We start from the raw sequence: 11,470 nt of genomic DNA, 5'->3' as shown, positions 1-11,470 counted from the left end.
GCCGAGGCGCCCGGAGAATTTCTCGACGGGCGGCGGCGCCGAGCCGACCGAACGACTGTCCGAAGGTCCCCCGCCCGGCGTCTCTTCCGGCCCGGCCCGGCGCGACTCCGCGCGCAGCGAGCCGTTCGAGCGCCGCGTTCGTCGCGTCGACCAGCAGTGGTCTTCGAATTCAGGCCCTTGCCCGAGGCCCCGGCGGCGGCGAGACAAATAGCCAGCCGCTCTCCTCAATGTAAGCAGCGAGAGATGAATGTCGCAGCCCGCGTCGCGCGCCGCCTCGCGGAGCATCTTGGCGGCGGCCCGACCACGCCTTTCTTCGACGCGAAGGAGGTTCGGCCGGGCTTTGACGTGCTCGAACGGGGCATGATCTTTTCCAGGGCCGCCCTATCGGCTCCTACCCTGCGAGGCGACAAAGACGCGCGCTTGCCGCGCGCGTCTTTGTTCTGATCAAATCCGAGAAAAGTTCACGGCATCGGCTCGCGCTCCAATCTCGGATGTCGAGAATGGCGATTCAACCGACAAGCGCCCCGACGCGATCGACGAGTTCGCGATAAAGCCAGTCGAGCGTCCGATCCGACAAAGCCTCGTCGACCTGCGCTCCGAACGTCGCGCAACCACCGGCCACTTCGAGACGCCCGCCATCGCGGACGTGAAACTCATATACCACTCGTGCGATCACGATGCGTCCGTGCGAGGACCGGTTCTCGATCATCTGGGCGACGGCCGCCTCGATCACCGGCTCCGCGATCGCCGAAAAACGCGGGTCATCGATAGAGTGGCCCACCGCGACACTGGCGCTAGAAAAGCCGCCGATTTCGGCCTCCGACCACGTCGTCGGAATGAAGGTCGTCCATCGGCCGCACGGCCCTAGCGCCGCATCCCGCGAGACCATATCGGCGAACGCCTCGGGGTAGAATGTTTCGCCACCGGGCTGCCAGAGGGCCGCCTCGGCAGCGTCATCCGAGCGCGGGAACGGGCGTGCGAAATGCGCATGTCTTATATCCATTGATATGTCTGCTTTTGCATTTGAAGTTGCGCTGTTCGTCACGCTGAATTTTGTTCGGCGCGGCGAATTGCCCCGGGATCGGCGCTGAACCCGCAAGCGTATTCACGAACAATCAATGACTTAGTTTTGTAACCCCTTGCCGATAAGGAGCGTCAAAGCGTCGAGCCGATTCCCCCGTGTCCGCGCTCGCCGAATGGAAGCGCAGCGTCGCCTCCGTCCGGCGAAGCGCAGGCGTGGCGCGCGCCCCACTACATCGTGCAGGCCGAGGCGCAGTTCCCATCTATGGCGACAGTCCGCCGCGACACATTGGCCGACCGGACCTGCTCGTAATAGTCGAGAACGTTCCCACCGCGGTCATAGCGAATGATCGGCGCGCGGCGTGTAGCCGCCGACGAGATCGGCGCGGCGGGAATAGCCGTAGCGGCTGGAGCTGGCTCCCTGGCTCGAATAGCCGTCGTCGAAGGCGCCAAAGAGATCGGAGAAGAGGTCCGCCTGGGCCGACGCCGAGGCGAAGGCGACGAAGGCGGCGAAGCCGAGGATGGCGACGCGCTTGGCGGTGCGAGGAGCGGCAAAGGCGCCGAGCGATGCGGAGAACATGAATAGATCCTCTCTCTAGTCGGACGAAACGGCCCAGGGGAGCGGTCGGGCTCGGCCTCGTCGTTGAGGATCAAATTGACGGCGACGCTCTAACGGCCATTGAGCCGCGGCAATGCAACTCGAGCAGCATTGGCAAGAAAATTTGAACCATAGGCTGAAGCGTCCAGCCAACAGATTGAATCTGAAAATTTTATAGCTCTGTTCACTGCGGGTCGCAGGGAATTCTCAACCGCATTTCCACAAAAATTTCTACGAATTGATACGGAGATCGGCGCGCGACGCAGCTTCGTCTCTCGAACGGAGCGTCGGAGCATCGATTGCCATGGAATGGGATTTGCTGGAAAAGAGCGCTCGAAAACCCAGGGACCGCATGTTTTTCTCAAGCTTTCGCAAGCCGAGACCGGAGCAGAAGCGAGCGGAGCCCCGCATTCCCGACGGAACGAGACTCTACGTCATAGGCGACGTGCATGGTCGAGACGATCTCCTCGATGTCCTTTGCGGCGCCATCGTAAAGGATATGGCTGAAACGCCCAGCGAGCGCACGAGCGTCGTTTTTCTCGGCGACTATATCGATCGCGGCCTTCGATCCGCCGATGTCGTCGAGAGGATCGTGTCTGGAAGGACGCCGGCTCCTGTCATCGCGCTCCGAGGCAATCACGAGGCGATCTTGCTGCAATTCCTCGAGGACGAGAATGTCCTCGACAGCTGGCGACGCTATGGCGCGATGGAGACTCTTCTTTCATATGGCGTCGACATCAAAGAGGTGCTGCGCGGCCGCGGCTTCGGCGCCGCACAAGCGGAATTGCGAGAGAAGCTGCCGGCGGCGCATCGACGATTCTTCGAAGATACGAAACTGTCCTGGTCGCTCGGCGATTATTTTTTCTGCCATGCCGGATGCCGACCGAATGTGCCGCTCGCGCGCCAGCAGGAAGGCGCTCTGCTTTGGATCCGGGAAGAGTTTCTCTCTTTCTCGGGCTCATGGGACAAAGTGGTCGTCCATGGCCATACTCCGGCGCCGGAGCCGGAAGAGCTGCCGCATCGAATCAATCTCGACACAGGAGCCTATGCGACCGGACGGCTCACGGGCCTAGTCTTGGAGGGCGCGACGCGCCGCTTTCTGTCGACCTGAAACCCGGAGCCGATCACCTGTGTCGACCGGGCACGGGATAGCAGCCCGTCGCCGCGTCGCCGCGCGCATTGGGCTCCAGGACTGCGGCGCAATCGAAATTCGGATCGATCGGAGGGCGCGGAACGGGTCCAGAACCGTCTCCAGGCGGAGGGGTGTCGACGCCGAAGCTCTCCCCTCCCCCGCTCGCCGGTTGGGCGTCGGGTCGCCAATTGCGTCGCGCCTGACGCGCCAAAGTAAAATCGACGCCCGTGTCGCGCCGCATCGCCGTCCGCCGAGAAAAGGAGATTCCGGGGCCCGTGATCATCGGAGTGACATAGGCTTCGCGCTCCGAGAGAATATTGACGCGGAAACCGAACATGCGCGGCGAAAAATAAATGGCGGATCGTTTGCCCGCCCAACCATCCGCGCCGGAAAAGCCCAGACTGCAACGATCGCGTGGGAAAACGCGGTCACAAGCCTCCCGTGTCGGATAGCGCGGCGCCTTCTCGTCGAACTCGGCGCGCGCATTGGCGGCGGCATTGGCGCAGATCAGCGCGTCGACCCGCCCGCCGGCCAGGCAACTTTTCTCGTCCGAATAAACATAGGCTCCACGACTCGATTCGGCAGCAGCGATGCTCGCCTGCGCCACGAAAATCGCCGGGAAGACGAGACGCCTCCATAATGACGGGCGCATCAAGGGCTTTCGATCCCGCAGAAAAATGGACGTCTCATCGAATTCGTTCCGCGGCGCTTTCCTGACGAATCGTGGAAGAAAGACGTTCGGCGATCCGCGCCGGAATTCCGAACCGGGATTAATCATATTCTATTGGCCCCTACGTGCAATCTTGAATTCGAAATCGTCTAGTGGCATACAAAAAAGAAAGCGTGCGCGTCGGGAATAGGTTCATGTATTCGAAGGCTGTTTTTGCATTGGTTATCGCGACGTCCTGCGCCCTCGGCCTCAGCGGGTGCGACAGTTTCCCAGCAGGCTCGACATCGATCGGCGGAGCCGACTCCGCCCCCATTTCCACCGCTGGCGGCGGATTGCGCCTACAGGCGGGCGACAAGCTGAAAGTCTCCGTCTTCGGCGAAGACAAGCTGAGCGGCGAATATGAAATCGACCCCGCCGGCTATGTCTCCCTGCCCCTCGCGGGCACTGTTCAGGCCGCCGGTCTCACGAAATTGGAGCTCGAGCAGGCGCTGACGAAGAAATTCCGCGCCGAGCAATATCTCCGTAACGCGAAAGTTACCGTCGACATCGCCAATTTCCGCCCCTTCTATGTGCTCGGAGAGGTCGAGAAGCCCGGCAAATATCCCTATGAGAGCGGGCTGAATGTCGTCAGCGCCGTCGCCGTGGCGGGCGGCAACACCTACCGATCGAGCCTGTCTCGCGTGCTGATACAGCGCGCCGGAGAGCACGGTTTCAAAGAATATCCGTTCTCCCCCAATGTCTTCGTCTTCCCCGGCGATCTGATCCGCGTTCCTGAACGCTATTTCTGAGAGCGCGCGACAGCAGTCGAATCACTGTTGCGCCGCAGCAACACTCAAAAATTGGTTCATCCCCCGTTTACAATCAGGCTTGTGGCGGAAGAAAAGCTCGGCTAGAGTTTTCGGCAATTACGGGCGTAATTTTACTGCCGGTTGCTGTTCGAGGTCGGTTTGATGTCGCGGTCGAGAAAGCCCTTTGTTCGTGGACCGTCCCTGACATTCCTTTTCGCAGGACTGGGCGCGCTTCAAATTGCGCCATCCTTCGCGCAGAATGTCCCGAGCGAAGTTCAAACCGTCGTAACTCCCAATAGTTTTGGCGTCAGAAGTCTGCGCGACACTCCGACGCGAGAATATCAAGGCCTGCTTCTGGGCGGCTGGGTGCTCTATCCGAGCCTTCTCGTCGCGGGAACTTATGACGACAACCCTTTCCAGGCGCCGTCAGACCGAAAGGGCGCCGCTGGCACGCATTTGCGCCCGAGCGTAATCGCTGACCGGGACAATGGCCTCCATCACACGACGGTCTATACGATCGGCGATTTCCGCATCTACCCGGACCTCGCCACCGGCAATACGGTTAATGTAGATACTGGCTTCAATCATACCTGGGAAGCGCGCAAGGACCTCGTCATTTCGGCGAGCGGCGAATACACGCGCCGAACGGACATGTACAACACCGGGCAGGTGATAAACCCGTTCGTGCTCGGCGGCGTCACCTATCGCGGGACGCAAGCCAGCCCACAGCGCTACAATGAATTCATCGGTTCGGTGGCTGCACAGAAATCCTTTGACCGTCTCTTCATTGGCCTGTCGAGCACCGCCCGGGCGACGACATATGACACGCTCTACACATCGACTGGCGCCCTAGGTCAGACCTATCGCAACAATCTCGTGACCGGCGTGACCGGGCGGTTAGGCTATTATGCGACGCCGCTGGTCTTCGTCTTCACCGAGGCCAGCGGAAACTTCCGGGACTTCCGAGACCCGACCTATAATTCGGAAGGCTATCGCTTCGTCGGCGGCGTCGGAACCGACCGCATCGGGCTAATTCGTGGCGAGATTTTCGGAGGCTATCAGAGCCAATTCTACTTCAGCGGCTTGTTCCCATCCGCAAACAGCCCGGTGTATGGCGGCAAGCTTTACTGGTATCCGACGCGCGCATGGACGATCGAGGCGGGCCTCGACGAAACCTTCCAGGACTCCGCCTTATCGACGGTGGGCAATGCGTCAGGAAGCGCGGCGCGCGCCACCTCGGCGAATTTGAGGATCGGCTATAAGCTCGCCCGGAGTTGGTCCGCGACGGTCAATGGGCAGTATACGGACGTCGCCTACATCTCAGGCGGTCGTCACGATAGCCGTTGGAATTCCGGTGCCACTCTGAACTATGAGATATGGCGCAATTTGAATGCGACTTTCGAATATGCGTTCACGCGCGTATTCTCCAACTCGGATGGCGCGGCCTTTACGCGCAATGTCTTCACGCTCGGCGCTACCTACAAATATTGAAATTCCGACAGGAGCAACGAAAATGAAAAAGCTCTCGATTTTTGCGGCGACTGTCCTTTTGAGCGGGACAACAGCTGCGATGGCAGTCCCCAACCCCAATAGTGGCGTTGCCAACCAGTCGCAGGGAACAACCACTCAACAGTCGATCGACTCGCGCGTCACAGCGATCTTCTCGAAATCTGCGAATGCGAATGGCGGCGACGCAATGACCGCCGAATTAAAGGCGCTTCTTACGACGAATCCGGAACTCGCAGCCGACGTCACGGCAGCGTCCAAAAACGCAAATCAGGACCAAAAGGTCGCCGCCGGCAAGGCGCTAGCGCAGGCAGAGAAGGCCCTGACGGACGCTGGTAACACGTCCGCAGCCAATAAGGTGAAGAGTGCCGCAGACGCGTCAGACGAGCAAACGCTGGCGGCCTACCAGACCGAGAGGAGCCAGGTGGTCGCCTCGGACGACGGCGGAGAAGGCGGCGGACGGGGTGGTCGCGGCGGTTTCGGCAACGGTGGCAATTACGGCGGCGGCTCGGGCGGCGGCAGCGTCAGCGGGCATTGATTGCGTTATATTTGGCAGCAACCATCGGCTTCCTCTACTGGCGCGGATGCTGAGCTGCTATGCTTGCGGCTCATCATTTTTCGATGACGGAAGCCCCTATGAGCGCGACGGAAATCATCTCGGCCTAGGATGCAAGAGATCGGAACTCGTTGACGCCATCGCGCAGTTGGAGAGTCAAGTCGATCGACAGCACGCCGATCTCGGGCATTTCGACGCGACGATACGGCTGTTCGACCCAAGCATCGAAGACGAGGCGAGCCGCTAGACCGTGCCACGAACGCACAACAACTAGGGTTTCGTCCAGGCGGTTGCCGCCAGCGCGTCCGCAACGTTCTGCGTGATGCGACGGTGCCGATGACGACGTTCGAGGTCGTCGTAGGAGTAATGAAGGCGAAGCGTCTACCGGACGCGACGTTCTTACCCGCGACTTGATTCCCAAGACCGTGCTCTGCTCATCGAACCAGGCGAAGGATACGATCGAACGAAGCGATGCGGCCGGGATCGCGATATGGCGAGAGATTTAGCCAGCCCTCGCCCGCTGCCAATAGCGGCAAAAGTCGATGGATGGTCCAAGACCCATCGCCAATCCGATGACGCCTTCCGCTTGGTCGCCTTTGCCGATGCGGCGGTGATCTTCACGCCACGCCGCTTCCAGGGCATATCTGGCGAATTAGATACCGGCATATGGTGACGATGCCCGAGCTCGCCGCGGCGCATTCGTGAAGAGAACGACTCGGCGCCATTGGTGCAAGCGTCAGCGGGAGACCGGAAAAGATCTCGCGTCGGCGCTATTATGCCATTGGGCAAGACATTACTACCGATTACGAAGCCTGTGTCGGTTAAACACGAGGCGAGAAACGAGGATACCTACCAATGCCGCCGTTGCCCCAAGTTCGGCAATCGATAGTGCGCCGTGCCAAGTGCTCACGCCGAAATTGTAAACCGGATCCACGAGAAAAAAATCGGTGGCGAGCAGAGTGAGTATAGTGATCGCCAACGCGATGGCTCCGCCCCACCTCACGGCGAGCACCATCAACGATACCGTCACAAAGGAATTGACCACGAAGACTTCTCGAGCATCAATCAAGAGGCGAAACGCCACCATCGTTGTGGATAGAACCGTCAGCCATACTAAAGCGGCGTCTGAGACGTACCATTTTGCGGAGCGCCGGGCAATCTCGACCGTCGATACGCCATCGGCCTCGCGGTAGGTTGGGAAAACAAGATGACAATCGGAACACGTTGTTTGTGCAACACGAAGCGACGCTCCGCAAAATGGACAGTTTGCCCTTGACTCAGTCATGAAAATTCTCAATGCGCGTGGATTACAGCCGGTTACGCCTTTTCATTCCATAGACCTCTTCCCTGCACAAGGATAACCATCCGTGAGAGTTCTACATGTCATTGCATCCGTCGACCCGCGCGGCGGCGGTCCGATTCAAGGCGTATTCTCAAGTTCCCAGGTTTGGCTTCGTCATGGCCATCAACGGCACATTCTCTGTCTCGATCCGCCAGACGCCCCTTGGGTCGCCCAATCGCCAGTGACGACCTTTGCTGTCGGGGTTCCAGGCCGCGGCCAAGCCTTTCTTCGCCGGCTCATTCCCTGGCTCGGCTATGGTTACTCGCCGTATCTCGTGAAATGGCTGAGGTGCTACGGCAATAATTACGACGCGATCATCATCAATGGCTTATGGAATTACGCTTCCTTTGGAAGCTGGCGCGCCCTGCATGGTTTGACGGTTCCGTATTTCGTATTCACGCACGGCATGCTCGATCCGTGGTTCAACCACACCTATCCCAGAAAGACAATTTTCAAATCGATCTTTTGGAAGCTGTTCGAAAATAGGGTGTTACGCGATGCGCGCGGGGTCCTCTTCACTTGCGAGGAGGAGCGACAATTGGCGGCGGAGTCGTTCTCGCCTTACAAGGCGCGGGAATTCGTCGTCGGATATGGGACGCGTGATATCTCAGGCGACCCCAAAGCGCAGCGCGCCGCTTTTTTCGAAGTGCTCCCGACGGCGCGCGGGCGGAAGCTCATACTGTTCTTGAGCCGTATTCACGAAAAAAAAGGCGTCGATCTGCTGATCGACGCCTTTGCGAGTGTAGCGGATGAATTTCCCCAATTCGACCTCGTGATCGCCGGGCCGGATCAGGTCGGCCTTAAGGCAACCTTGAAAAAGCGCACGGAAGATCTAGGCCTCGACAAGCGTGTGCATTGGCCGGGCATGTTGAGCGGCGACGCCAAATGGGGCGCCTTTCGCGCGGCGGAGCTCTTCGTGCTGCCGTCGCATCAGGAAAATTTCGGCATTGTCGTCGCCGAGGCGATGGCACTGTCGCGACCGGTGCTGATCACCAACAAGGTGAATATTTGGCGGGAGGTCAAAGCCGACGCGGGTGGAATCGTGGTCAATGACGACGCTGAGGCGGTCGCGATCGGCCTCAAGCAGATGCTGGCGCTCACGCCGGCGCAACGCGACGCCATGGGAGCGCAAGGACGCAGCAGCTTTCTCACCCGCTACGATCTCGAAAAAAACGCGATAGACCTATTGAATTTGTTGGCATGGGAGGTTAGCGGAGAGAGTCATTCAAGTAGCGTTGTGCACGAGTCCGGCTGCCCTAACTGACGTTATCGCACTTGGACGGGAGCGGCTCCGCCAGCGCCTGACGCTCGATCTTTTCCGCGCGGAGAGCGGCAGCGCGTCGCCATCCGAAAAGTTGCGACGGTGTGATATCCAGCGAACGCGCTAGCGCCGAGACATTCGTGCCGGGCTCCAGCGACGCGGTGATCGCTCGGTCCTTGAATTCCTCCGACCAACGTCGGCGTTCTCCGACCGGCGCTCCTTCGAGACGTTCGGCGCGGACCTCGATGAACTGGTTCGTGTCAGTTCTGCGCATAGGCGAAGACATAGATGTTGCTATGCATGTGCAACCGCTACCACTTCCACGATACGCGCCGCCAGAATGGCGCCGGGCGAACGCTTACCACGCGCCACCCGCTTGCCGGAGATCGACGTGTCCGGGATCGCCGCCAGGCATTCGCGCGTCGCGTCGTTGACGATGTTCAGGATGCAGAATCGTCGGCCGCTGGCGAGCTGGTCGTGCGCGAAGTCGAGAGACCATCGGGCATTCGGCTTCGCCTCGACGAGAATCGGCGCCCGTGTTCCCACAGCGCGGCGGCACGCGCGGCGCTTCCTCCGGGAGTGTCAAAAATTTCGTGTGTGGGCGGGCATGATGGAGAAGAAGGAGATCTTCCATGGCCCGACGCAAAGAGCCCCGCATCCCTGACGCGCTTCTGGACCAGTTGCTGGCCGGGGCCGATCCCAAGACGGCCTTCGACCCGAACGGCCTGCTCGACGATCTGAAGAAGGCGTTGGCCGAGCGCGCCCTCAACGCCGAGATGGATCACCACCTTGCGACCGGCGAGGCGGCAAACAGCCGGAACGGCTACGGTCGGAAGTCGGTGGTGACCGACACCGGCAAGATCGATTTGGAGATACCTCGGGATCGGCAGGCGACCTTCGATCCGCAGTTGATCGCCAAATACCAGAGGCGGTTCCCCGGCTTCGACGACAAGATCATCTCGATGTATGCGCGCCGCATGAGCACGCGGGAGATCGTCGGCCATTTGCGCGAACTCTACGGCGTCGACGTCTCGCCCGACCTGATCAGCGCGGTGACCGACGCCGTTCTCGACGAAGTCGCCGTCTGGCAGGCGCGACCGCTGGAGACGACCTATCCGCTGGTCTTCTTCGACGCGATCCGAGTGAAGATCCGCGACGAGGGCCTGGTCCGCAACAAGGCGGTCCACGTCGCCCTCGGCGTACGGGCCGACGGCGTCAAGGAGATCCTCGGGCTGTGGCTGGAGCAGAACGAGGGCGCCAAATTCTGGCTGCGGGTCATGAACGAACTGCGCAATCGTGGCGTCGAGGACATCCTGATCGCCGTCGTCGACGGTTTGAAGGGCTTTCCCGATGCGTTCCTGGCGGTCTTTCCCGAGACGACGGTCCAGACCTGCATCGTCCACCTGCTGCGGCTCAGCCTCGATTTCGTATCCTGGAAGGATCGCAAGGCCGTGGTCGCCGAGTTGAAGCCGATCTACCAGGCGCTCGACGACGAGGCCTGCGTTGCGGCCCTCGGCGCCTTCGAAGCGAGCGAATGGGGGCGGAAATATCCGGCGATCGCCCAGAGTTGGCGCCGCGCCTGGGGCGAGGTCGTCCCGTTCTTCGCCTTCCCGAAGGAGGTCCGTCGGCTCATCTACACCACGAATGCCATCGAGGCGCTGAATGCGAAGCTGCGGCGCGCCGTCCGCGCCCGGGGACACTTCCCCACCGACGAGGCCGCGCTGAAGCTGCTGTTCTTGGTCTTGAACCGGACCGAGAAAGAGTGGACGATGCCGGCTCGTGAGTGGAGCCTGGCCAAGGCGCAATTCGCCATCCTCTTCGGCGAGCGCTTCACAAGAGCGATGGTCTGACGATGTTCAACCCGCCCGCCCACACACGAAATTCCTGACACTCCCCTTCCTCCCCGTCAGCCCTTCCTCGCGGTAGAGCCGATAGATGCGATTCTTGCCCGAGCCATCGCCCCGCTGACGAAGCAAGACGAACAGCCGCCGGTAGCCGAAGCGTCGCCGCGCATTGGCAGGATCGCGCACCTCAGGTCGAAGCTTGGCGTCGGTCGGGCGCGTCGACGTGTAGCGCGCCGTCTTGCGATCGATCGCGACAATCCGGCAGGCCCGACGTTCCGACAGACCAATGACGGCCTGGAGGTGCGCGACGGCTTCGCGCTTGACGGCGAGCCCTACCATTTTCTGCCAGGAACTCGCGAAGCGCCGCCGCATCGAGCATCTGATCGACCAAGAGCTTCTTCAGACGCACGTTTACCTCCTCCAGCGCCTTCAGCTGCTTGGCCTCGGAAACGTCCATGCCGCCGAATTTGGCCTTCCAATTGTAGTCGTCTCCGAAACCGCGTATTTGCGCGCCAGGTAGGCCGCCTTCGCGCCGTCTTCCTGCTCCCGCAAAATCCCGATGATCTGCTCTTCCGTGAACCGTTTCTTCTTCATCGTGTCCGTCCTGCAATCGGCCGGACTCCAATCGATGCTGGTGGAGTTTTTCAGGGGTCATAAGCGAGCCCGAATCTCGTTGACCGACGTTGGCGTGCACAAGGATATTTCTATGGACGTGCGCGCACGAGCCGGCGCAGTGACAGCCGATATCGGCCG

The 11,470-nt window shown here is 60.5% G+C and carries 12 protein-coding genes and 2 pseudogenes; 7 read left to right on the top strand and 7 right to left on the bottom strand.

Features of this window, described 5'->3' with window-relative positions:
• Positions 1 to 508 precede the first annotated feature (508 nt).
• Both ACT53T_RS22645 and ACT53T_RS22640 read right to left on the bottom strand, forming a co-directional pair.
• On the bottom strand, positions 509 to 1,003 hold the full coding sequence (locus ACT53T_RS22645) for a hypothetical protein (RefSeq protein ID WP_476162956.1): 495 nt from the start codon (positions 1,001 to 1,003) through the stop codon (positions 509 to 511).
• A gap of 354 nt (positions 1,004 to 1,357) precedes the next feature.
• The gene (locus ACT53T_RS22640) at positions 1,358 to 1,600 is read right to left on the bottom strand and encodes a hypothetical protein (protein ID WP_476162955.1); all 243 of its coding nucleotides are present in this window, start codon (positions 1,598 to 1,600) and stop codon (positions 1,358 to 1,360) included.
• A 370-nt stretch (positions 1,601 to 1,970) separates the two neighbouring features.
• Between ACT53T_RS22640 and ACT53T_RS22635 the strand changes: the two genes are divergently transcribed.
• Positions 1,971 to 2,729 carry a metallophosphoesterase family protein gene (locus ACT53T_RS22635; RefSeq protein ID WP_476162954.1) on the top strand — a complete coding sequence of 253 codons (759 nt, stop codon included), beginning with the start codon at positions 1,971 to 1,973 and terminating at the stop codon, positions 2,727 to 2,729.
• Positions 2,730 to 2,742: 13 nt separating this feature from the next.
• Here ACT53T_RS22635 and ACT53T_RS22630 read toward each other — a convergent pair whose 3' ends face one another.
• Positions 2,743 to 3,402, bottom strand: coding sequence for a DUF1190 domain-containing protein (locus ACT53T_RS22630; protein WP_476162953.1), 660 nt, complete (start codon positions 3,400 to 3,402; stop codon positions 2,743 to 2,745).
• Positions 3,403 to 3,614: 212 nt separating this feature from the next.
• On the opposite strand from ACT53T_RS22630, the gene ACT53T_RS22625 reads away from it, so the two are divergent.
• From ACT53T_RS22625 to ACT53T_RS22610, 4 genes are all read left to right on the top strand, one after another.
• Positions 3,615 to 4,208 (top strand): polysaccharide biosynthesis/export family protein, encoded by a 594-nt coding sequence (locus ACT53T_RS22625; RefSeq protein ID WP_476162952.1) that lies wholly within the window; start codon positions 3,615 to 3,617, stop codon positions 4,206 to 4,208.
• A gap of 162 nt (positions 4,209 to 4,370) precedes the next feature.
• Positions 4,371 to 5,699, top strand: a complete 1,329-nt coding sequence (locus ACT53T_RS22620; protein WP_476162951.1) for an outer membrane beta-barrel protein — start codon at positions 4,371 to 4,373, stop codon at positions 5,697 to 5,699.
• A gap of 22 nt (positions 5,700 to 5,721) precedes the next feature.
• A complete protein-coding gene (locus ACT53T_RS22615; protein ID WP_476162950.1) occupies positions 5,722 to 6,252 on the top strand; it encodes a hypothetical protein in 531 nt (176 codons plus the stop codon).
• Between the two features lie 508 nt (positions 6,253 to 6,760).
• Positions 6,761 to 6,943: a hypothetical protein gene (locus tag ACT53T_RS22610; RefSeq protein WP_476162949.1), complete on the top strand. Its 183-nt coding sequence runs from the start codon at positions 6,761 to 6,763 to the stop codon at positions 6,941 to 6,943.
• 123 nt (positions 6,944 to 7,066) lie between these two features.
• Here ACT53T_RS22610 and ACT53T_RS22605 read toward each other — a convergent pair whose 3' ends face one another.
• On the bottom strand, positions 7,067 to 7,555 hold the full coding sequence (locus tag ACT53T_RS22605; protein ID WP_476162948.1) for a DUF4118 domain-containing protein: 489 nt from the start codon (positions 7,553 to 7,555) through the stop codon (positions 7,067 to 7,069).
• An 82-nt stretch (positions 7,556 to 7,637) separates the two neighbouring features.
• Between ACT53T_RS22605 and ACT53T_RS22600 the strand changes: the two genes are divergently transcribed.
• On the top strand, positions 7,638 to 8,876 hold the full coding sequence (locus ACT53T_RS22600; RefSeq protein ID WP_476162947.1) for a glycosyltransferase: 1,239 nt from the start codon (positions 7,638 to 7,640) through the stop codon (positions 8,874 to 8,876).
• On the opposite strand, the gene ACT53T_RS22595 is transcribed toward ACT53T_RS22600, so the two are convergent.
• On the bottom strand, positions 8,869 to 9,147 hold the full coding sequence (locus ACT53T_RS22595; protein ID WP_476162993.1) for a transposase: 279 nt from the start codon (positions 9,145 to 9,147) through the stop codon (positions 8,869 to 8,871). The two genes, ACT53T_RS22600 and ACT53T_RS22595, sit on opposite strands and share 8 nt — an antisense overlap.
• Positions 9,148 to 9,236: 89 nt before the next feature.
• Positions 9,237 to 9,446: pseudogene (locus ACT53T_RS22590) on the bottom strand (IS3 family transposase); the annotation flags it as partial.
• A 59-nt stretch (positions 9,447 to 9,505) separates the two neighbouring features.
• Here ACT53T_RS22590 and ACT53T_RS22585 point away from each other — a divergent pair.
• Positions 9,506 to 10,723, top strand: a complete 1,218-nt coding sequence (locus ACT53T_RS22585) for an IS256 family transposase (protein WP_476162946.1) — start codon at positions 9,506 to 9,508, stop codon at positions 10,721 to 10,723.
• 18 nt (positions 10,724 to 10,741) lie between these two features.
• On the opposite strand, the pseudogene ACT53T_RS22580 reads toward ACT53T_RS22585, so the two are convergent.
• A pseudogene (locus ACT53T_RS22580) lies at positions 10,742 to 11,311 on the bottom strand (transposase); the annotation flags it as partial.
• Positions 11,312 to 11,470 lie beyond the last annotated feature (159 nt).

Source organism: Methylosinus sp. DMC45 (assembly GCF_056313885.1).
The sequence above is the reverse complement of the archived record's forward strand: the minus strand, read 5'-3'. Positions and strand labels throughout refer to the sequence as shown.

Excerpts from the sequence above, each read along its gene's own strand:
- ACT53T_RS22645 (WP_476162956.1), bottom strand. The coding sequence starts at position 1,003 with ATGGATATAAGACATGCGCATTTCGCACGCCCGTTCCCGCGCTCGGAT.
- ACT53T_RS22635 (WP_476162954.1), top strand. The coding sequence starts at position 1,971 with ATGTTTTTCTCAAGCTTTCGCAAGCCGAGACCGGAGCAGAAGCGAGCG.
- ACT53T_RS22620 (WP_476162951.1), top strand. The coding sequence starts at position 4,371 with ATGTCGCGGTCGAGAAAGCCCTTTGTTCGTGGACCGTCCCTGACATTC.
- ACT53T_RS22605 (WP_476162948.1), bottom strand. The coding sequence starts at position 7,555 with ATGACTGAGTCAAGGGCAAACTGTCCATTTTGCGGAGCGTCGCTTCGT.
- ACT53T_RS22595 (WP_476162993.1), bottom strand. The coding sequence starts at position 9,147 with ATGCGCAGAACTGACACGAACCAGTTCATCGAGGTCCGCGCCGAACGT.
- ACT53T_RS22615 (WP_476162950.1), top strand. The coding sequence starts at position 5,722 with ATGAAAAAGCTCTCGATTTTTGCGGCGACTGTCCTTTTGAGCGGGACA.
- ACT53T_RS22640 (WP_476162955.1), bottom strand. The coding sequence starts at position 1,600 with ATGTTCTCCGCATCGCTCGGCGCCTTTGCCGCTCCTCGCACCGCCAAG.
- ACT53T_RS22630 (WP_476162953.1), bottom strand. The coding sequence starts at position 3,402 with ATGCGCCCGTCATTATGGAGGCGTCTCGTCTTCCCGGCGATTTTCGTG.
- ACT53T_RS22585 (WP_476162946.1), top strand. The coding sequence starts at position 9,506 with ATGGCCCGACGCAAAGAGCCCCGCATCCCTGACGCGCTTCTGGACCAG.
- ACT53T_RS22610 (WP_476162949.1), top strand. The coding sequence starts at position 6,761 with ATGGCGAGAGATTTAGCCAGCCCTCGCCCGCTGCCAATAGCGGCAAAA.
- ACT53T_RS22625 (WP_476162952.1), top strand. The coding sequence starts at position 3,615 with ATGTATTCGAAGGCTGTTTTTGCATTGGTTATCGCGACGTCCTGCGCC.